This window comes from Microbacterium sp. T2.11-28 (assembly GCF_950097975.1).
GTDB lineage: Bacteria > Actinomycetota > Actinomycetes > Actinomycetales > Microbacteriaceae > Microbacterium.
Window position 1 is genome coordinate 1 of record NZ_CATNHF010000032.1, and the last position, 20,675, is coordinate 20,675.

The following is a 20,675-nucleotide window of genomic DNA, read 5'->3' on the forward strand; positions in this document are numbered from 1 at the left end:
CGGGGTGTGACGCTTCCTGCTGTTCGTCATGATCTGACCAGTCTCCCTGCCCGCGACCGCGGACAACAGGACGACTCTCATAACGACTGGACCTACGAAACGGGGTCAGCCCAAACCCATCGGTGGGCAGCGGCGCACCTGCTCGGGGAGCCTTGGTTCTCCGTGCAGATCCTCGGCCGCTGAACGCCCGCCACATGAGGTTCGCCGAGAGCTACAGCTGCTCGGGAACGTCCGTCAACCGGTCGCTGCCCGATTAGGGGGATCCCTATCCGGGCATTGTCCGCTGGCGGGGCATTGCGGGCGCAGCCGACCGCGACAGCGGGCTACACCGCGCCCTCGTCCGCCTGAGCATCATCATCGCCAAGCAGGCTCGCGAGCGGCCCGCGCCAGTCGTAGTGCGCCACAGGAACGACGAGAGTCCCCTCACGAAGGTCGTGAACATCGCCCGCAGTGAGCTGCCATCTCGCGGTCAGTTGCTCGGGAGACTCGTCCTCAACGAAGAGGACCAGCACGATGTCGTCCTCCTCCGTCATCCGGGCCTCCTTGGAGCGCAAGAGGTTCAGCGATAGTGACAGCTTCGCAGGAGAGGTCTGCGAGATCTGGAGGAGGCCATCGGTGTCGCGAGCCGCGAACGGGGCGATGTGCGTGTCCCTCAGGATGTACGCCAGACTGTCTCGACCCCACTCTGGCGGGCGATCCGGAAACAGTTCGGCCCGGTCGTCGCGGTCCGGATCCTCCCAATCGAGAGCGCGCACCGGCTCATCGAACTCGATGTCGACACGGACGTCGCGGAGGGATCTCATTTCCGGGTTCTTCACGCGAAGGCGAATCCCGACGGCGATTCGCGCCGCGAGGTCGTGGAGTCCGGATGCTGGATCCGCCATTGCAGCCGTGCTCCAACGTTCGACTTGACGTCGGAAGTCGGTCTCGGAGCGCTGCTCCATCAGGCCCTGGGTTGCGAGGATCCCGAAGGGACCCCCTCCGCGGTCTGATCCGATTCCACGCAAATAGTCGTCCTTCGCGTCCTCGACCCAGCTCACGACTCGCTTCGGATCGAACTGGACACCCATTACCGATCCTTCGATGTCGACCGTGATGTCGGGCAATTTGGGAGCCTCCCCGGACGCCATCAGTCTCGCGAGCATGGACTGGACTTCCACCCCCTTGGCTTTCTCCGTGTTGCCATCCCCGCGAAGGTAGATGTCTCCGTTGAACAACCCCTCACCGTCTGCCAGACACGGCCAGATCCGCGCTGTCGGTGGGTCTGCAATGATCGCGATCACGTCATGCTCATCGTCGACGCGTATGCGCTCGAAGTCCCACCCCGGTCCGTCGGCACCGGTGAACTTACTGACCTCCCGCTCGAGATCCTTCGCCTCGAACGCGGCGATCCCCGAGATCGCGCCGGCGCTGACACCGAGAAGCATGACGGCGTGTCCGCCGAACCGCTTTGCCGCCTTCGCGGGGTCGCGGTTTGCGGCGCCCAGAACGAACTTCGCGACTTTATGACGACCACGCTTGCCGTTCAGGTCGACGTCCGACTTCATCTCGAGGAAGTACCTCTCCTGACGGTCGTCGGAGGAAGCAGCCCACTCAACCAGTGCCGACCACCCCCGCGCGCCGGTGGGAAGACGGCTGAGGTCGATCTCGGTCATAGCTCGATCGAACCATAAGACTCGGATACACCGGTCAACTGGTGGGATCCCTAACCGGGCGACGCACGTAGGTGGCGCTCTCGCGAGCGGTGCCGATGCGATGTCGCTCCTACGCCAGGCTGCCCTGACGTGACGCGAATGTCGGGGGACCGGTGCAGGATTTGCTCGGGAGGTCACGATGGCAAAGATGCAGTCCGCTGTTCGCGTTGGATTTGTGACGCATGTATCAGACGTCTGCCGCGGCGCCTCTCGTAGTCCGCGGCCGATCGCGGCTGCCTGAATGGAGGGGTCGTGCCGGAGCACTACGTGAAGGTCACCTACGAATGCCGCAACGGCTTCACCTGGGATCTCATCGCCACGGTGACACAGCAGGTGCATGTACGACTACGCGCGGCTCCGCCGACCGGCGTGGCCGGTGCCGCCGGACGTCCGGCGGGGGCATGCGACCCGCCGTCTGCGGTAAGGCTGACCGAATTGGTGACGGCGGAACTGCACAGCAGCCGCCATCCAGAGCACATCCGTCGCGGATCGGTTCTCATCCGCGAGTAGCAGCTATCGCAGCCGGCTGAGGAGCGTGTCCACGGTCGTCACGGCGACTTCGTGCGCCGCAGAGCCCAACGCGGCGGTCGGAATCGATTCGTCAGGGAGGAGCTGGATGGCCTCCTCGCGACTCGGAATCGACATCGACGAGCGCGATGCGCTGGGCACCGGACCCACCGTGACGCGCGGTGCGCCAGTGACGCGAAGCGCGACCGCGCAGCGGGCGGTGGAGACGTACTCCATCCGGTCGGTGAGGCGGAGGGCCCGGGTGACGTTCTGCACTGCATCGTCGCGGTCAAGAAAGGAGCCCATCTGGTCCGCCGGCAGGACGAATGTCACCGCGAACTGACCGGACTTATCGATGGATGCGGCGTCGAAGCGGGACGGTCGCACGCTGTTCCATCCAGCCCGCGGGCCGTCGTCGCTGGAGGAAAGCCTGAACGTATCCACGCCGTCGTGCTCCGTGAGCCCAGACAGCTGTGAGATAACGTTCTCCGAGCGGAGCATCGCTGCCAAACGCTGCGCAGCCTGCCGGAACACCCGGTCCGTGGTGGGAGTGTCGGCGACCGGGAGGACCCGCACTTCAAACCTCGGGTCCCGCGATCTGATGTCACGGTCCGACACCCAGCCAGGCTGGACGAGAGTTCCCAGCGGTGCGAAGTCGAGAGCGGCAGGTCGGTTCTGCGCGTCGCGGATGGCTTCGACGACACCCTGCTGCAGTTCTGTGGTTGTGGTGAACGTCTTCCAGAACCGCCCGCTGCCGTACTCACCGACCTCCTGGGCAAACTCTTCCTGGTCCGCGTCGAAGGCCACGCCGCTCTTGCGGAACACGTAGATCTGAAGCCCGGCCTGCCGGGCGGCGCGCCACTCATCGTTCGTGGCGGACTGACCCGTCTCCGGGAACCGATACCCGTAATGCGGGCCCAGCAGCAGGATATAGACGTCGCTGTCGGCGACGGCCGCAACGCACGCTTCGCGCGACGGCACCTTCTGGGCCGAGAAATCCTCGAACCGCACCGGGGTGTGCTCGAGCGCTCGAATGAGTCCGGGAAGCGCCTCACGCTCATCCTCCAGGCCGGCGCGGACACTGCTGATGAAGACTCTCACCGCGACTCCTCTCTACAGCAGCCCGCCAGATCCGGGCCTCTGAGCCAAGGCTAGGCGCTGCCGCCGACGTGCCGTGGGACCATCCACATACGGACATTGCACCAACAAGGCGCCGAAGCGTCGCCGCAGGGGCGGGAAAGATCGGTCACCAACGTCGGCCGTGAGCGAGCTCACCAGGACTGTTCGATTGACATGACAACTTCCGTGCAGATCGTGCGGAGCGCACTGGGCACGGGGTCAGTCGAGTCGGGGTAAGGGTTGCCCGCGCTGTTGATTCGAAGTGGCCGGAGCCCGCCCTTGCGGGTGATTGACTCGTAGTCCGCCGGCAGGACGGGGTCGACGTGCGCGCCGCCGTCGAAGTTGGCGGTCCGCAACACGAACCACGATCGATCGATCGACGCTCTATTGAACTCGAGCATCCGCCCCCGCCACCACTGCGAGAAGGTGCACTCGAATTGGGGCATGCCTGGAATGTGCCGGTAGCCCGGTTCATTCGGTCCTTCGACCCATGGCGGGCCGACAAAGGTGTCTTCGAGCAACGGCACGGCTGATAGCCAGGTGATGCGATCGCGCATCTTCAGCTGACTGAGCAAGCTCTGAGATGCGGCAGTGTCGTGGACGAGTGTTCGAACGGCAACTGCGATCCTCTTCGATTCGGAGGTGGTGCCGGCGTCGAAGCTGATGGCCGAAGCCCGCAGCCAGGCGATCTGCTCCCCAAGTCGTTGATCGAGTTCGCGCCTGCTTCGCACAGGAGAACGCTAGTGGAGTGGTGGCAGACCCGTTGCCATCGCCATCCGTACACTGCGCGGTAGCGGCACCCAGACCGGCAGTGGCCTCAGTGCCTTTTGTCCACGACTGCTGGCGCGCGATCCGGCAGGCGGGCTTTCTGCAGGGACCCCTCCGCCTGCTGGCAACGGTCACGCCGAGGGCAAGCCCCATTCGTCCAGGTTCGGATCGTCAACGAGTTCCTCGACTTCTTCCTCATCCGCTTCTTCGAGTGCGGACATGTCGAGAGGCGTCTGGCCGTCGTCCTTCTCATAGGCAAGGAACTCCACCAGCGCCTCCCGGTGTTCTACGGGCAGGTCATAGACGAGTGGGATCGTGGTGCCCAGCAGATCGGCCATCAGAATGTTGCTCCGAGTCACGCCCGTACCCGTCCGCTCCGCCAGGTCCACATTCACTCGACCAGACCTCGTGGATACGATGGACTGCGCGACTTCCCCCGCGCCCTCGAAGGTGGCCGACAGACCGCGCAGGCGCTCGGTGCTGATGGCGCCCTCATCGATCTTCGCGCTGATGTGTTCGGGACCGGAGTGGACGCTGACCTCCACCAGGTCGAAGCCCTCTGAGCGCTCGATAAACCGCTCGACGGACACGGCTTGAGCCGCGTCCTTCTCTACGTCGTCGAGGTCCTTCTTTGCCCCGCCGAGGATCGCGAAGAGGCTGGGAGCCTCAAAGCTAATGTGGCGTCCACGACGTGCCCAGCGGAACAGCTCACCCTCGACCGGGGAGTCGAGCCCGAGGGGGTCGCTCTTCACCACTGCTGCCCGCGCCGCGATCACATCCAGGTTCGCCCTCACGAGCCGCTGAATGTTGTCGGCATCGGTGTCGAAGTCCAGCGTCTCCAGATCTGTCAGGCGCAGACCACGCCCCACTCGCTTCCAGAACCCCTCGTCGTCGGTGCGCATGTACTTGACGAGGTAGCGCAGGGACTCAGGGTTGAGACGACCCGAGGTATCCGCACCGCCGGGGAACTGAGTGAGCGATCCTTCGCTTCCGACCCAGACTGCCTGTAGTACACGGTTCATGCGCCACGCCTGTGGTCCTCCGAGGCGATCTTCAATCGCGGTCACGGCCTCGGCAGTCTGCTCGAACTCGACCTGTGCCGCCGCGTCAAAGCCGCGCGCCACCACGTCCGCGAGGTCTACGGCTTGATCCGCCACGAACGTCCCGCGACCGCCCTGCGCGAGCGCATTGCTTAGCATGTTGGCGGTCGAATCGGACTGCTTGCGGTCGATGAGGCGTTGCAGCGCGGATGGCTCCGTGAACATGGCATTGGTGTCCGCGATCACCTCATCAATCGCCGGTTTGGCTTCGACCGACTCCGGGCTGGTGAGGCCAAAGATGAGCGGATCGGTGGAGTCGATGAGGGCCACGTCGTCCACGAGGGCGTCGAGATCGTAAGTCAGGCGCAGATAGACCCGGCGGCTGGTCTCGTCCGGCCACGTCATCACGAAGTCGGGCGCGAACGTGTGGTTGAAGTAGTTGGTGGACCGGATTTTCGCGGTCGCATCGAGTGCGGACAGCTCCTTCGCCACCGCGTCCTTGACTCGGAAGATCGACTCGCGCGGGGATGGGTCGAAGAGACCGTCGAGGATCTGGGCGGCGAAGCCGGACACGTCAGGCATCAGTCTCCCTTCCTCGCCTCGTAGTCTTCAATGACCCCGCGATGCTCCTTCGAGATCACCAGGTTTTCCTGCTTCTCGGACAGGACGATCAGCCACAGTCTGCTCGCCACCGCCGACACCGCGTCGGCGTCGATCAGGGCTTCGGCCTTGTCCTTCTCCTTGACGCCGAACACCCGCTCGCGGTGCACAATGACATGCTCGCGCACGTACTCCGCGCTCATGAGTTCGGGCCACTTGGTGATCGAATGCGGGCTCCACGCCAACCACATGAAGTTGTCGCACATCCCCGGCTTGTCGAGATAGGCAACGTAGCACTGCGCGAGGAACTGGGAGTAGTGGGTCGCGAGGTCGCTCGGGGCGTCGTAGTTCTTGGACTCCGCGAAGAACATCTGGCCGTCGTACTCGCCGTACCGGAGGAGCCCGCCGAGGTCGAAGGAGAAGTTCTGACCGCCATGAGGCCACGCGAAACGGAGCTTCGTCACGGCGGGCGGGTCGGGGTTCACCCACTGGGCGTTCACGCGGGTGGTCGATTCGAGCCACCGCTTCGCGCGGCGTGCGCCGTCCGCGCCTTTGGCCTGGGCCGTCTCCCCTTCGATCCGGGTCATGATCCGTACATTAGCGAATCCTCACATTGCTCCCGCACATTGCGACGTGACAGCCGCCGCCGGGATGTGCATTCCGCTTTCGAACACAGCGCCCCGATAACCTGCGACCATGACCTTCGGCGACACCCTCCTGGCAACCCTCATCGGTGCGCTGGTCGGCGCCGTCGTGGGTGCGTTCGCGGCCTGGCTGTTCTCGCTTGACCTCCGACGCCGCGAGACCGAGGACAGCGATCGGACTCGGCTCGACCTGGCCGTGGCCGACGTGGTGCGCCTCCTCGGGCAAGTCGGCGGCGCAGGCGAGGCATTCATGTTCGCCCTCCAGCTCGGAAACCCCGCCGTGCCCGCTCCGCCTCCGCACCTGGCGCGTCAGCAACTACTCTCTGCAACGCTCGCGGCGCGTATGGCGGCAGGTGATGACGAGGGGCCACTCCTCGCGGTCTACGAGCTCGTCACTCGGAAGGACGACAGGACGGCGAACCGCACCGCCATCGACTACGAGCACGCGGCGCACCTCCTTGTGCAGTGGCGGCAAGGCAAGGTCTCGACAGCCGACGCTCATGCACAGATCGCCGCCGGGTCGCTCCCTCCCGTTTCCCCTGAGGGCTGAGAAGCCAGCGCGCGGCATCCCGTGGGTCTTCCTTCACCTCGTGAGGGGCCGGGATCACCTCGCGCAACTTGAAGCCCAAGTGCGCGATTGCCGGTCCATGTGCGTGCGGTTCGCTCCGGCTCAGCCCGTCGACCGCCCGTGCCGAAGCAGCGTCTCAGATGCCTAGCCCGATGAAATGGACGGAGTCCTCCCTTATCCGTACATGTCCCGCCGACCTGCAGCGCGCCGCCAGGTCGTCAGCTGCACAGGGCCAGAGGATGGTGATGCACGCAGGCACTTTCTGTGTGAGCACTTACGCGTTAGACATATTGCGCGTAGCGTGGGAGCGTGCGCGGAGGTCTCGAGCGATGGAAGCGGGGCGTTGAGTCCCACGGGGTTCGGCAGGCGATCGCGTACGCGTTCGACGCGACGTGCGACGCGCACTGGTCGCCGTCGCGTGGAGCGGCCGCGGCGGCTGAATACGGCTCGATCGTTGAGGGCGTCGCTCGGTTCGTGGCGACTGACCTCGGCATTGCAGCCGATCGGCTCGACGCTGACGCGTTGCGGCTATGGATCGATGGCTGCGATCCATCGACGGGGGAGCGGCGCGGCTTCGAGCTGATGAGCCCGGACGCCGACCTGTTGCTCGACGGCACGATCAACGCACCGAAGTCGTACAGCATCGCTGCTCTGCTTCACCCTGAGATTGCGCGGGAGCTCGAGGCGCTTCAGGATCGCCTGCGTGATCGCATCATCGCCACCTGGCTCCGCGAGCTGAATGCGCGCCGTGGCGCTGGCGGCCATATCAGAGAGAGCCTCGCCCGAATCGAGGTAGTCGAACTTCAGCACCGTCGATCGCGTGCCTTGGATCCCCACATCCACCGCCACTTGTGGCTGAACGTGAAGGTGCAGGGGCGCGACGGCCGTTGGTCGAACGTGGATTCCAGAGTCGCCATGAGGCTTCACACCCTGATCAATGCGGAGGGTGATCTTGCCGCTCGGACGGACCCGCAATGGACGGCCACTTTGGCGCGTCACGGCTTCTCACTCGACGCCGACGGTGAGATCTCCGAGCTTTCTCACGTCGTTCGCCCCCTGTCTCGCCGGTCCAATCAGATCGAGGCGAACCGTGCTCGCTTCATCGCGGAGTGGCGTGCGGCGCATGCGGGACAAGTGCCGAGTCCGGACGTGCTCCATCAGATCGATCGGCGCGCGTGGGCGACGAGCCGTCCCGGGAAACCCATGGCGATCTCAGAATCTGATTGGGAGGAGCTGGTCCGTGCAGAGATAGCAGCCCTCGATGATCGTGTACTTGTCGCGCGATCACCGATCGCGCGAATCGCCACGGACCTCGACTGTCTGGATCTGGACCTGCTTGCACAGAAGGCGGTCGTGGACGCCGATGCGCGCTCCACGTCGTGCGGCGGGCGGTTTAGCATGCTCGACGTGCGCGCGGGGGCGACCCGCGCGGTCGCATCCTCTGGCGTTGTCGCGACCCGTGATCGTCTCCAACCGCTCATCGACGCAGTCGCCGATCGCGCGCTGGATTGCACCGTTGACCTACTGGCCGCGGATCCCCACCGACCGCCGCACATCAAGGCCCTGATGGCAACCGCAACGGTCACGCTGAAGACGTGCCTGGAGGAACAATACCGCCGCCTAACATGGCGCGGGGCTCCGTGTGACTCACGCACAATCTTCTTAGCGCTGCGGTCAGTCGTGGGCCACGGCAACAAGGTGGATGCGACGCAGGTCGAGGCAGCCGCAGCTATTGCCGGAACGGATCGCCTCGTTGCCGTGATCGGTCCGGCCGGCGCCGGGAAGACGTCCGTGCTTCGATTGACAAACGCCGCGCTGCGGGCGGACGGGCGCCGGATGATCGTGGTCGCACCAACTCGGAAGGCGGCCGGCGTCGCGAGTCGCGAACTCGGCGCGACTACATCCAGCCTGCACGCTCTCCTACATGACCACGGTTGGCGGTGGGGTCGCGACGACGCCGGGGCGGAGAACTGGCGGCGCCTCGAGGCCGGCGAGCCCGACCCGGACACCGGCGTCCCGTACCCCGGACCGACACAATTCAGGATTCGACCAACAGACCGGATTGTCATTGACGAAGCAGGGATGGTCGACCTCCACACCGCCATAGCCATCACCGAACTCGCCTCATCGACGGGAGCGTCCCTAGCGATGATGGGCGATCCCCTGCAGGCTCGACCCGTCGGACACAGCGGCGCGATGTCGATGCTCACCCATCGAGCAACAGCCGTAGTCGAACTGACCACCATCCACCGATTTGAAGACCCGGACTACGCGCCACTCACTCTCCGCATGCGCGAGCCCCAATCACGAGATGACGCTGAGGCGGTCGCCGCTCAGCTGGACCGACGCGGACACCTGCACCACGCTCCGCACCTTGATGCCGCCCGCGACCTCATGGCCGAGCAGTATTTCGCCAGCGTGGACCGGGGTGATCGCGTCGCGCTGGTCGTCGCAACCAACGACGATGCTGACGCCCTCAATGAAGCCATCCAGCAACGGCGACTCGACGCTGGCGAACTGAACGAACACGACCTCGCGATTGGACAACAGCAGCAACGGCTCCTGGTAGGTGACCGTGTCCAGACGCGTCGCAACGATCGTCGCAATGAAGTCGACAACCGTGCGCTCTGGGTCATCCGCGCCGTCCACCGCGCTGGTGTTGACCTCGTGAGTGAGGTCGACGCGGGAGTGATTCGAACCGTCTCACACAACTATGCGGCTGAACATCTCCATCTCGCATACGCGACCACCATCCACGGCATCCAGGGCGAGACCGTCGACGTATCCATCGTCGGGCCGGGCGTCGATGCTCCGGGCCTCTACGTCGGAATGACGCGAGGGCGGCGCCACAACGCCGCCGTCGTTATCGCATCGGAGGTGGAGGCTTGCTCAGAACTCGCGACCACGATGACGAGAGGGCGTATCGAGATGACCATCGGAGACGCCGTTCGCGCAGCCCGAAATGAACTCGTTCGATCAGCGCGACCGGTACCCACACCGCAGCCCGGCGGATACGACTCCACCATCGACGAGAGAGCTCAGATGGGGCGATGAGCACGCGACCGCTGGTAACGGTGGTTCACGTCGTCGGCCGCTCGAGGCGAGGCAGAACCGCAGATGACGTCGACGTCCCCCGGTGCAAACATTGCTTAGTGGTAGCAGGGGGCGGCACCGACGTGGCATCATGTCGCCAGGTACGCCAGCACGTGCGTCGGGGAGGACGTCCCATGCGAAAGCTGCTCATCACCGCGGGCGCGGCTATTGTTGCAGGTTTCATTGTTGGCGCACTGGCCGTGAACGCCATCACGGCGTCGCCGGAAGCCGAGCGCCCCGTAGCCCACCAGGAAGTTCACGCCGCAGACGCACCCGTGCCACGCGCATATGAAACTCCCACACCCGCGCGTGGCGTTCAGCCGGGCACCCGCGGCACAAACGAAGCGGGTCTGACATACGGGTACGACGCCGGCCCGAGCGAGCCGCTCCCAGACCTCGTCGAAGCGATCGCCACCAACGGGCAGATCGGCTACTACTACGCGAACGATCTCGCCAAGGTACTTCAGCCACCGGCCGACCTCGATCCCAACGCCGCGGCTGATCAGTCGCCGGAGGCGGTGACAATTCCCGTCTACCTCACCGATGGCGTCACGCAGATCGGCGAGTATCCAATTCTACCCGCGACGGTCGAGGCCATCGATGAGTGAGTCCATCCCGCCCGCCGCGCGCTCATCTATTCGTGCCCGCCTTCTTGTAGCAGGGTGTCTCCTTGGCGGCTTCCTGGTCGGCATCCCCGTCGGTGCCGCCGTGGCGACCACTTACTCGAGCTGGGTGACCTTCGGTAGCGGATATCACGTCCGTGCGTACACCGTTGACTCGAGCGGCACGCCGATCGGCGGCTCCCAAGTCGAGAAGGCCAACGGCAGCGCCTCGCCGACGGGGTACCTCGGGGGTGCCGCGACGCTTCAGCGCAGTACGGCATCGTGCGCGACGGTCGGGATGACTTACAACACTAGGTCTCTGGTCAGACTCATCGTGAAAGTCGAGTACGACTGCGGGGCGGGCAACTATCGGACGAGCGCCGTGGGCAGCGCGTACAACCCAAGCACGGGCAACTACTGGACCACCTCTACCCCCACCACTCCCTACCAATACGTCCCCTAGCTGACGGCCCGAGCCGCGCTTGCGTCGCATGCCGCCATGTGTTTACGGCGGTCGCGCCGATCACATGGATGCGCGGCGGGGACCCGATCCGATGACATCGGCGTCAGTGACGGGGCTCGCAAGTCGGATCCATTAGGGACTCGTACGGGGCCGCGGAAGGCGTCACTCACGGCCTCCGCGGTGCCTCGTCGAGGGGTAAGAAGCGTGCATGCTCGTGAGAAGCGGACGGGAGTACGATGGCTCCCGCCCGCTTCTTGTTGGTTCAGGTCAGCGTGCAACTGCGGTGTCGGCGTGCAAGGCCGGTGCTGTTGACGGCCCCGTAGCGTGTGCTGCGGGGCCGTTAGCTTTTGGGCTGCGGGCGACGTCGAGGTCGACGAACTTCAGGGATGCTCCCACGTTGTCGGCGACGATGTCGCGTGTCTCCCTGGTCTGGCCTGAGTCCTTGTCGGTGTAGGTGCCGAAGCGGAGGTCTCCGGCGACGAGGACGTTGTCGCCTTTGCGGAGGCTGCGGGCGACGTGGTTGGCCTGTTGGTTGAAGACGACGACGCGGTGGAAGACGGTGCCGGCGTCTTCCCATGTGCCGTTGGTCTCGTTGAGGCGGCGGTCGTTGACGGCGACGGTGAAGCGGGCGTATTCGCTGCCGTTGCCTTCGGCGAAGCCGTGTTCGGGGTCTCCGGTGAGGTTGCCTTCGATGGTGACCGGGATTTTGGTGGTCATGGTGTTTCCTTTCGTGGTGAGTCACCCGGTTGGGTGTCTCGGTGGGCGTGTGACCGGGTGGTCCACGCGGTCCAGGCGTCTTCGTCGGTAACTCCGTCCCAAGTGCGGGGCGTGAGGTCGTGGTGCCCGTTGTTGCAGCCGCCGCCGTAGGCGCGGGTGAGGCGGGGGAGGGCTTGGGTGAGGCGTTCGTGCCAGGAGATGGGCCCGTAGCCGGTGTCGGCGTCGTCGTAGGAGACGGTGTGGGCGGTGTGGAGGGCGGAGAGCTCTTCGACGAGTTGTCCGTGTTGCCACCAGCAGGTGGGGATGGTGGAGACGGGGATGTTGTAGCGGGTGGTGAACCATTCGACGAACGCGCGGAGGGACCGCCAGGCGGCGGGGGCGTCTTCGGGTTCGAGGGTGCGCCAGTTGATGACGGCGGCGCCGAGGGTAAGGGAGGATCCGCGGCGGTTGCGGAAGTCGTACGCGCCGATGCCAACGAGGTCGTCGTCGAGGAGCGCGTCCGGGTCGTCGACGTTGTCGGGGTCGGGGTAGTAGTTGCTCATGCGGACTCCTGGAGTTTGGGGCGGAGGCGGCTGAGGGCGATGTGGGTGGCGTCGCGGCGTGTGCGGTTGCGGGAGAGGAGTTGGTCGCGGTCGATGAGCCGGTGGAGCAGGTCGTGACAGTAGGGGTGGAGGGGGAGGAGGTCTTCGTGAAGTTCGAAGGCGTGCATGATGCCGCCGGTGGAGGACATGCCCCGGTAGTCGAGGTGGTGCAGCTCGAGCTCAGCGCGTGAGGCGTTCCGTCCGCAGCCGGCGCAGGTGAGTGATCCGAGAGTGACAGCGTGGTCGAACCAGCGTGCTCTTCGGGCGTACCAGGCGCGGGAGTGGAGGTATATGGCGTGGTACAGCGGCACCGCGCTGGGTCGGCGTCGGTTGCTCATGGCTCGGTCACCTCCTCCGCTTCCTCGGGATGTGTGACCTCGGGCGGGCGTGTGGGCCGGTGGGCGGCCTCGAAGACGGCCTGCTGCTCCGTTTCGGTGGCGTGTTTGCCCGCGGTGATGTGGCGGGCGTCGCGGCGTTCGTCCCAGCCGGCGAGATCGAGGAGCACGCCACGGCGGTTGCGGTAGGCGAGCAATCCGAGCGTTTGCGGCATCCGTCGGATCTCGTCCACCGACATGAGGGGGCGCCGGTCGACTTGTTCCGACGTTTGATGCCCGTGGCTGGTCGTGGACCAGGAGCGTTGGGTGCGGCGCGTGTCGCGTTCGCCGAGGAGGGTTTCGATGTCGCGGAGGTGGTCGACGTGGGACGCGCCACCGAGAAGGACTTTCGCGGTCGCGGCGGCCCAAATGGTGTCGGCTTCGGCACGGGACCAGGCTGTCTCCGCTTGAGAGAGGGCTTGGAGGACGACGAAGGTGCAGATGCCTCGGCCGCCGCCGTCAGCCATGATGCGGGGGAGGTTCGCCCACCGGAACATGTTGACGATCTCGTCCAGGATGAGCCCGAGTGGAAGATGCAGTCGTGACCCGACGGACGCGAGCGCACGGGTGCGGGCGACTTCCACGACGTCGTCGAGCACCGCTGACAGCCAGCCGCCCATCGCGGCAGCGCCGGAGGATGAGCCGAGGAGGTAGAGGGTGTTGGGGGCGTCGAGGAATTCGCGGGGGTCGAAGGTGGGGTCGCCGGGGTGGGGTTGGAAGGTGTCGCGGATTTGGGGGACGGCGAGGGGTGCGACGGCGCCTTGGACGCCGAACCAGATGGAGGAGACGAGTTTCTGGTCGCCGGCGATGGTGGCTTCGAGGCTGTCGCCCCAGCCGGGTGCGCCATCGGTGCGGAGGATGTCGACGGCGGTGCGAGCGAGAGCGGGGGAGGAGCCCCAGTCGTAGATGTCGGTGACGTTCCTGCCGCCGACGGCGGCCGCGTGGAGGAGCCTCCCGAGGACGATTCCGGATGCTTGGGCCCATTCGGCGTTGGTGGCGGAGGAGCCGAGGGCGGTGCCGGTGATGATGGCGGTGCCGCGTTGGGTGGCGACGAGGGGGTCGTCGCATCCGGCGACGGGGTCGATCCGGAGCGGGTCGCGCATGCCCGAGAGGCCTTGCGGGTCGAGGACATGGACCTGTCCGCGGCGCTTGCGCATCTGGAGAGTGGCCGTGAGGTTGTCGTTGGTGGTCGAGGTGGTGATGAGCGGGCCTGACCAGTCGAGGATCGCGGAGATCAGCACCCGGTACCCCTTCCCGGACCGGGGTGGGCCTTCGAGGGCGACGGAGTCTTCGATGCTGACGTACACGTCCATGCCGCGGGACGCGCCAACCCGCCACCCGACATCGGTCGCCGCCGGCCTGTCGAGATCGGGGCGCAGCTGCGGGGCTCGGCGGAGAACGGCCTTCGACGAGAGGTGCTGACGGATCTCGGAAGGTGTCGCGAACCCGGGGCGGAGCTTCAGGTCCGCGAGGAACGCCCGGTCGGATTGCCGGTATCGCTGCCACCACAGCAACACGGCGACCGCGGCGGCCACAATGAGGGCGACGGCGAGGAGATCGGCGATGCGGATCTGCCACACCGGCACTTCGCATCCGTCCGGCGCCGTGTAAACGGTGGGATCTCCGATGAGGGCGAGCCACAGCCCGGAGAAGAGGGAATCGGGTTTCGCGGGTGCTCCACAGGTCAGGCGGGTGATCCCGTCGGCGACGCCGGCGAATGCGACCGCGATCATCACCAGCGCCGCGAAGGCAACGGCGAGGCTCTTCCCGATCGTTCCCTCGTTCACGGCCAGATCCCTACTCGAGCCCGTCGGAGACGGCCGCCGCTGCAGCCACCCACGCATGCCGGGTCGCGGGGCGGAGCGTGTCGAACCGGAGCGGCCCGGCCTTGAGTGCCGCGTCGTAAGGGATGAGCCGGACCTCGCGGACGAGCGGGTCGAACGCGTCAGCGATGCGCCGGGCGACGGCCCACCGGCCCGGTTCGGACTGGGTAACGACGACGACCGCGCTACCGGCGAGCTGCCGAGATCGGTCGTCGCGGGTGCGGAGGGCATCGAGGAGGAGCCGGGCGGATTCGGCGGACTCCGGGGCTGTGAGGGTGGGGATCACGAGCGCCCCGGCGGAGTCGATCATCCGCAGCCACCGGTCGGCGGATTCGTCGTTGCCGGAGTCGAAGATCACGAGCCGGTAGTACCGGGCCGCGACCCGCATCAGGCGGTCGAAGTCCTCCGCGGTGAGCCGCTGGTCGACGGCGAGCAGCTCCGGGTTGGAGCGGAGCACGTCGTACCGGTCGGCGCCCTGATGGTGCACGTACCGGGTGATGTCGGCCACGCCTGCGTCTGCGGCGAGGAGGGTGTCGGTGGCGGGGAGGAGGTCGCGGATGGTGGTGTCGTAGAGGCCTTGTTCGGTGCGCCAACCGAGGGTGCCGCGGGTGTCGTTGTTGTCCCACGCGAGCACGTTCCCGCCGCCGTGTCGTCCGTAGACGGCGGCGAGCATCGCGGTGGTGAGCGTCTTCCCCACGCCTCCTTTCCCGTTGGCGATTGCGATGGTTCGGCATCCTGCCCAATGCCGTGACACGGCCCCCACCTGCCGGTCCCGTTCCAGCTGGCGCGGTGTTGGAGGGAGTGTGAGACCGAGCCTGGCAAGCAATCCCGTGCCACGGGATACCGCAGTCGGGTCGATGAAGGACGCGCGGGGTGTCTCGCTTCGCGTCTCTGCCGCCGCGGGGGTCTCCTCTGTCTCAGTTCCCTCCTCGGTGACGGTCGGCGGGGAGTCGACGGGCGGTTCGGGGGTGGTGCGGTCGGCGCGGAGGGGTGGGTGTTCGGCGTCGGGGTAGGCGGCAAGGGTGCCGTCGGCGCCGACGAGGAGGTGGTGGTCGCCGCGGTCGCCGCTGGTGATGAGTTCCAGGGTGGTTCCGGCGTCGCGGGCTTCGGTGGTTGCGCGGCGGACGACGGCGTGGCGGATGTCTTCTGTCCCGGTCGTCGTGACCGGTTCGGTGTGTCCGGCGCGGTCGGTGAAGACGGCGACGGGTCCGGTGACGGTGGCGTAGATGCGGGCGGTTGGGGTCATGAGTGCTCCTCAGCGGCGGGGGCGGTCAGCCACCCTTCGAGGTCGGCGACGACCGGGGTGGCGGTGGGCCAGAGTTCGTCGAGCCCTCCGGATAGGGCCGGGGTAGGGGTCGGGTCGTAGTCGGCGGGGTGAACGGCGTCGTCGGTGGCGAACAGGTCTTCTTCCCAGGCGGTGGAGGTGGCGAAGCAGTCGACGAGGTAGGAGTACTGGCCGACGTAGGCGATGAACTCCCCTTTCCGCAGTTGCCGGGCCATTTCGACGTGCGCGGGTGGGAGGTGGAGGCGGTCGCGGAGGGAGGCGTGTTCTTGGTGGTTGACGCGGAAGATGAACTTGTTCTCGATGTCGCCGATCACCGAGTACGCGAGGGATCGTTCGAGGGAGCCGGCTTCGCCGACGGCGTCGAGGTCGCCCATCTTGTGGAGGATCACGATGTTGCTGATCCCGTAATGTCGGGACAGTTTCAACCACTGCTGGAACATCTGCAGCGACGCGAGGGACGTCATGTCGCGCCAGCCCTCTTCACGGACGACGTATCGGGTGCGGTGCGCGTTCCGGTCGCTGATGACGGCTTGGATCCAGGCGGTGGAGCACACCTGGGCGAGCTGTGCGGCGAGTTCCCCGCGGGCGAACAGTTCGCTGGTGTCGGTGACGACGATCGGGGCGTCCTGGTCGAACTCGACCGTGGAATCGTCCTCGAACAACCCAGACAGGTCGCCTTCCACGAAGCGGCGCAGCACGAACCGGGGTTGGACGGCGCCTTCGTGGGCGCGGAGCTCGGAGTGGGTTTCGGAGGCGATGGTGCCGAGTTGGTTGTAGACGCCGCGGAGGGTGGGGTGGTCGCCGGTGAGGGTGATGCACCGGTCGAGGGCGTCGTGGATCGCGGCGTGTTCTACGGCGGTGAGTCGGGTGCCGCCGAGTGCCATTTCGACGAGGGAGATGAGGGTGGCGATGCGGCGTTGCTTCGCCATCTGCTCGTGTTGCTCATCCGACGTGTCCGAGCGCCGCGGTCCCCTCGCCAGCGGGTTGAGGCGGGCGCCGGTACCGCCGCCCAAACGGATCACTTTCCCGCCGGGGATCGCTTCGGCGACCGCCACCCATTCTCCCTTGGGGTCCGATGGGACGACGACCTGATGCCCGAACGCGATCGATCGGGTCACGAGCGTCTTGACGGTCCCGGATTTTCCCGACCGGTATGCGCCGAGCACGAGGATGTTGGTGGAGAAGGTGCCGCGGTCGCTCGCGTCGACGTACGCCTCCCAGGGGGAGAAGTGCCACAGCGCGTCCGCGTTCAGATCGACACCCAGCACGGGCCCGCGGTGACCGAGGCCGGCATCTGCGGCGAACGGGTAAATCCCCGCGATGTGCTGAGACGTCGCCTGGTGGGCCGGCACCCAAGCCGGACTCACATTCCAATACCCACCGGTGACGATGCCGGGTCCGAACGGACCGCGAACGGCTGCCTCCGGGAGTGTCCGGTCACGACGGGATGACCGTGCGGGCCGGGCGTCCCGGTCAGCTGCGGCCAGCTCGCGGCGCAGCGCCCGGCGGTCCCGGCGGGACGCGTCGCCTGGTTCGAAGGAGACGGTGCGGCGAGTCACTTCATCCCCAACCCAAGGGGCAGCGCGTTCACCATGAGCGCCTCGGCCTGCTGGCAGTACAGCGTCTGCGCTTCCATGCCGGCACGGGAGAGCGCGTTCCGCATCCCGGCGATCGCCTGATCGAGCTCCTCTTCCGATGGGGCGGTGATGGTGAGGTATCCGCCGTACCGGAACTCGCCATGACCGGACACGATCTCCTGCTCCTGCCGCTCGAGCGCGTCCCAGTCCGCGGCATCCGCAGCAGACCCGTCCGCGCCCCGCTTGGCGCGCAGCTGCTCGTTTCCCCGCCACACCTTCTTCTCATCACGGATCCGCTTCAGCGCCTTCGACACCGGCACCGGTGTCAAGACCAGGGTGAAGATGTGCGTCACGGCTTCCCCGGTGACGGGATGCCGGGCGAACACCACCGGCGACAGAAACCCGACCGGGGCGTCCGACCGGGGCCACTCGTGGATCCACATCGTGGTGTGCACTCCGGAATCAGTCCGGACGACACCGTTGCGACCCTTCGGCTCCTCCAAGTGCATCGGCCCGATCGCGACCGGATCCACGCCGCTCTGTTCGTCGGGGCGGTTCTGGACGGTGGCGGCGAAGTCGGGGTCGAACGCAACCCGCACCAGCGCGGCGATGTCTCGCGGGGTCAGCCAACGGCGGACCGTGATCTTCGCGGCTTGGAGAGCGTCGGCGAGGTTCGCGGCTTCGATCGCCGCGAGCGACAGGATGGCATCCTTCCCGCCACCAAGGGACTTCAGCTGCGCTCCCATCGCGACCAGGTCGAGAGTGAAGGTGAGGTAATTGCGGTGCGCGACGGCGAACCGCTCAGACCCGTCCATCACCTCCCGATAGTTCGCGGCCACCGGCGACTCCGGGTCGATGCGGTGGAGCTCGGCGACGGTGTCGTAGTGGTCGCGGGCCGCACGGATCGTCGACGGGAGCGTGCGCTCCTGCAGCGCCACCCGCTTGATTCCCGACCGTTGGGTGAAGGATGCGAGTACTCGCTCCCACTGCTGCGCGAGATCCCACCGGGCGGGAAGGTCCTGCATCAGGAACCCCTGCACCTCGAGCTCCGCTGTGACCGACACCGTCCGGTCAGCGGGGGAGTAGACAGCGGCGATGCCATCCACTTGCCACAGCTGCACTGATGCGCGCACCCCGGGGAGGTTCAGCGTTCCCTCCAGCCGGGGCGCCTCGGGCCGGAATGTCTGCTCCGTCGCACCGGTCCCGTGACGGATCTGCTTCATCACCCACAGGCCGATCATCCGCGGCGTCGAGACACCCCGGATCGACGTCACCGCCGCCACACCCAACGCCAGATAGAGAGGGGCCGCGTACAGCAATCCCACGGGCCCGAAGCGATTGATAGCCATCCACAGCACGATCCCCGCGGCGGCGAGGGTGGCGACCTGCCACCCATCCAGGCCCAGCACCAGTCCCTGCCCGGATCTGCGTGGAAGCCGCACCGGCCGGGCGAACTCCTGAGCACTCATGACACGCTCCCTTCTTTACGAGGCGGCACGGACGTCTGTGGGGACGGCGATGGCGTCGGGCGAGCGGACGCCCGGCCGCCGGGCGTCGCAGCGCTGGCGGGTCGAGCTGCGCCGGCAGTGCGGCCGCTCCGACTGGGGCTCATTACGCTTCCACCAATGCGACTGCGTGAGCCGGCCGTGGAAGATGTGGATGTCGAGGGTCCGCCAGAGCTAATGCCCGCGGGTGAGCCACCGAGTCGCGTTGGGATGCTGGTCACCGTGCGCCCCGCAGTCCGCGCGGCACCGGCCGCACGGGACCCGAGGTTGGAGCCGAGGGAGTCGGCGGCGACCGCGCCGACGAAGCTGAACAGGCCGAACACCGCGAATGGGGCGAAGGAGACCATGACCAGCCCGACGAGCAGCGGCCAGGCCTGCGGGTTCCAGATGCTGTCCATCGCAGAAAGCCCGTTCACGATCAGCGTCACGAACGCGATCGTGAGCGGTGCAGTGAGCAATAGCACGATGAGTGCGGAGAAGTAGCGGACGACCCACTGGGGTCCGATGCCGCGGACGGGGTAGATCATCCATGCAAGGGGGCCGATCATGATCAGGGCGGCGAGAGCGATGTTCCGGAACGTGAACACCAGCATCAGCAGGAGCAATCCGATCATCAGGAGCGCGTGGATGAGGAACCCGAAGAAGTAGTTCGCTTCGCCGCCGGCCCACATCACCTGCTGCAAGGTGCGGAACAATCCCCACGCGCCATCGCGACTCAGGATGTACCAGGTGAGGTCGTCGATCGCGTTAAGCACATGCCCGGTCGCCCACAGCGACAGCACCGACGCAGGGAACGCGAGGAAAGAGCGCAGAAGCGCCCCCACCAGCTCGCGTCGCTCCCCGCTGATGGCGGCCGCTGTGACCGACCACATCATCGCCACCAGGAGCACGATCAGCACTGCCCACGCCCAGAACGACCACTCACCCGTCGCGGCATCCCAGAGCAAGGTGCTCGTATCGAACTTCATGTTTTCCGCGACACTGAACATCATCGCCATCGTCGCGAGCGCCATCCCCCGTCCCGCGTTCTCGAACGTCACGCACACCACATCGCCGAGACTGCACCCGTACCCGACCATCACCTCTTTACCCCCGGCGGCTTGAATCGCCGACGCATGCCCCTCGTAGGTTGTGCAGATCGCGACGCGCTCGCCCGCCATCAGCACGCCCAGGTAACACTTCTGCGGTTTGATTTCGGAGGCGTTGTCCGGAACGCATGACACTTGCGCCGCGGACACATTGCAGGTCACCGGGTGCGCTGGAGATGACCATGGCTCTCCCGTCACATCTGTCGGGGTAGCAGCGGCCGATGCCGAAGTTGCTGATGCCGGTGCGCCGGCGCCGACAATGGTCAACATCCCGACGAAGATGCCGACGAGGATGACTCGACAGAGGGCCATCAGAACCCGAAGTCGAATCCGACGAAGAAGCCCATGATGGCGGATGCTGAGCCGAGCACTGCGGCAGCGATGAAGATCCACATGATGTTCTCGCCGGCCCACGTGCGGACCCTGTCGGACGCCAGTCCGCGGAAGGCGAGCGCGGCTCCCGCGATCATCAGCAGGATCAGCACGACGACAAGCAACGTCGCCAGCACGTAGGACGCGAGGACCTGAAGGCCCTCCAGCCATGGGGCACCGTAGTCAGGTTGGATGTCCGGCACCTCGACGTCGAATGGGTGTAGGAGAGATTGCATGGAGAGCTCCTTCGTGTAG

19 protein-coding genes are annotated in these 20,675 nt (G+C 66.3%); 5 read left to right on the plus strand and 14 right to left on the minus strand.

Annotation, left to right across the window (positions count from 1 at the left end; all coding sequences use genetic code 11):
- On the plus strand, window positions 1–183 hold a 183-nt coding region (locus tag QQZ13_RS15335), incomplete at its 5' end, for a hypothetical protein (RefSeq protein ID WP_284530364.1).
- 140 nt (window positions 184–323) lie between these two features.
- Here the strand turns inward: QQZ13_RS15335 and QQZ13_RS15340 are convergent.
- Entirely contained in the window at window positions 324–1,655 is a 1,332-nt protein-coding gene (locus QQZ13_RS15340; protein ID WP_284530366.1) for a hypothetical protein, read from the minus strand.
- 291 nt (window positions 1,656–1,946) lie between these two features.
- On the opposite strand from QQZ13_RS15340, the gene QQZ13_RS15345 reads away from it, so the two are divergent.
- Window positions 1,947–2,204, plus strand: coding sequence for a hypothetical protein (locus tag QQZ13_RS15345; RefSeq protein WP_284530367.1), 258 nt, complete (start codon window positions 1,947–1,949; stop codon window positions 2,202–2,204).
- A 3-nt stretch (window positions 2,205–2,207) separates the two neighbouring features.
- Here QQZ13_RS15345 and QQZ13_RS15350 read toward each other — a convergent pair whose 3' ends face one another.
- The 4 genes from QQZ13_RS15350 to QQZ13_RS15365 all read right to left on the minus strand — a co-directional run bounded on the left by QQZ13_RS15350 (window position 2,208) and on the right by QQZ13_RS15365 (window position 6,315).
- The gene (locus QQZ13_RS15350) at window positions 2,208–3,302 is read right to left on the minus strand and encodes a DUF4062 domain-containing protein (RefSeq protein WP_284530369.1); all 1,095 of its coding nucleotides are present in this window, start codon (window positions 3,300–3,302) and stop codon (window positions 2,208–2,210) included.
- Window positions 3,303–3,472: 170 nt separating this feature from the next.
- The gene (locus QQZ13_RS15355; RefSeq protein WP_284530371.1) at window positions 3,473–4,051 is read right to left on the minus strand and encodes a hypothetical protein; all 579 of its coding nucleotides are present in this window, start codon (window positions 4,049–4,051) and stop codon (window positions 3,473–3,475) included.
- 168 nt (window positions 4,052–4,219) lie between these two features.
- The gene (locus QQZ13_RS15360) at window positions 4,220–5,710 is read right to left on the minus strand and encodes a hypothetical protein (RefSeq protein ID WP_284530372.1); all 1,491 of its coding nucleotides are present in this window, start codon (window positions 5,708–5,710) and stop codon (window positions 4,220–4,222) included.
- Window positions 5,710–6,315: a hypothetical protein gene (locus tag QQZ13_RS15365; protein WP_284530374.1), complete on the minus strand. Its 606-nt coding sequence runs from the start codon at window positions 6,313–6,315 to the stop codon at window positions 5,710–5,712. The genes QQZ13_RS15360 and QQZ13_RS15365 overlap by 1 nt, the downstream gene beginning before the upstream one ends.
- A gap of 109 nt (window positions 6,316–6,424) precedes the next feature.
- On the opposite strand from QQZ13_RS15365, the gene QQZ13_RS15370 reads away from it, so the two are divergent.
- From QQZ13_RS15370 to QQZ13_RS15380, 3 genes are all read left to right on the plus strand, one after another.
- Complete coding sequence (locus QQZ13_RS15370) at window positions 6,425–6,922, plus strand: hypothetical protein (protein WP_284530376.1); 498 nt, start codon at window positions 6,425–6,427, stop codon at window positions 6,920–6,922.
- 327 nt (window positions 6,923–7,249) lie between these two features.
- Window positions 7,250–9,994, plus strand: a complete 2,745-nt coding sequence (locus tag QQZ13_RS15375) for an AAA family ATPase (RefSeq protein ID WP_284530377.1) — start codon at window positions 7,250–7,252, stop codon at window positions 9,992–9,994.
- A 173-nt stretch (window positions 9,995–10,167) separates the two neighbouring features.
- Window positions 10,168–10,641 (plus strand): hypothetical protein, encoded by a 474-nt coding sequence (locus tag QQZ13_RS15380; protein ID WP_284530378.1) that lies wholly within the window; start codon window positions 10,168–10,170, stop codon window positions 10,639–10,641.
- Between the two features lie 724 nt (window positions 10,642–11,365).
- Here the strand turns inward: QQZ13_RS15380 and QQZ13_RS15385 are convergent.
- From QQZ13_RS15385 to QQZ13_RS15425, 9 genes are read right to left on the minus strand one after another with little or no spacing between them, the layout of a single operon-like run.
- Window positions 11,366–11,815, minus strand: coding sequence for a single-stranded DNA-binding protein (locus QQZ13_RS15385; protein ID WP_284530379.1), 450 nt, complete (start codon window positions 11,813–11,815; stop codon window positions 11,366–11,368).
- The gene (locus QQZ13_RS15390) at window positions 11,812–12,357 is read right to left on the minus strand and encodes a hypothetical protein (RefSeq protein ID WP_284530380.1); all 546 of its coding nucleotides are present in this window, start codon (window positions 12,355–12,357) and stop codon (window positions 11,812–11,814) included. The genes QQZ13_RS15385 and QQZ13_RS15390 overlap by 4 nt, the downstream gene beginning before the upstream one ends.
- A complete protein-coding gene (locus QQZ13_RS15395) occupies window positions 12,354–12,734 on the minus strand; it encodes a hypothetical protein (RefSeq protein WP_284530381.1) in 381 nt (126 codons plus the stop codon). Before QQZ13_RS15395 ends, QQZ13_RS15390 begins: the two co-directional genes overlap by 4 nt.
- Window positions 12,731–14,557: a type IV secretory system conjugative DNA transfer family protein gene (locus tag QQZ13_RS15400; RefSeq protein ID WP_284530382.1), complete on the minus strand. Its 1,827-nt coding sequence runs from the start codon at window positions 14,555–14,557 to the stop codon at window positions 12,731–12,733. The genes QQZ13_RS15395 and QQZ13_RS15400 overlap by 4 nt, the downstream gene beginning before the upstream one ends.
- Window positions 14,558–14,567: 10 nt before the next feature.
- Complete coding sequence (locus tag QQZ13_RS15405) at window positions 14,568–15,839, minus strand: ParA family protein (RefSeq protein WP_284530383.1); 1,272 nt, start codon at window positions 15,837–15,839, stop codon at window positions 14,568–14,570.
- On the minus strand, window positions 15,836–17,437 hold the full coding sequence (locus tag QQZ13_RS15410) for a hypothetical protein (protein ID WP_284530384.1): 1,602 nt from the start codon (window positions 17,435–17,437) through the stop codon (window positions 15,836–15,838). Before QQZ13_RS15410 ends, QQZ13_RS15405 begins: the two co-directional genes overlap by 4 nt.
- On the minus strand, window positions 17,434–18,924 hold the full coding sequence (locus tag QQZ13_RS15415; RefSeq protein WP_284530385.1) for an SCO6880 family protein: 1,491 nt from the start codon (window positions 18,922–18,924) through the stop codon (window positions 17,434–17,436). The genes QQZ13_RS15410 and QQZ13_RS15415 overlap by 4 nt, the downstream gene beginning before the upstream one ends.
- Window positions 18,921–20,360, minus strand: a complete 1,440-nt coding sequence (locus tag QQZ13_RS15420) for a hypothetical protein (RefSeq protein WP_284530386.1) — start codon at window positions 20,358–20,360, stop codon at window positions 18,921–18,923. Before QQZ13_RS15420 ends, QQZ13_RS15415 begins: the two co-directional genes overlap by 4 nt.
- Complete coding sequence (locus QQZ13_RS15425) at window positions 20,360–20,656, minus strand: hypothetical protein (protein ID WP_284530387.1); 297 nt, start codon at window positions 20,654–20,656, stop codon at window positions 20,360–20,362. The genes QQZ13_RS15420 and QQZ13_RS15425 overlap by 1 nt, the downstream gene beginning before the upstream one ends.
- Window positions 20,657–20,675 lie beyond the last annotated feature (19 nt).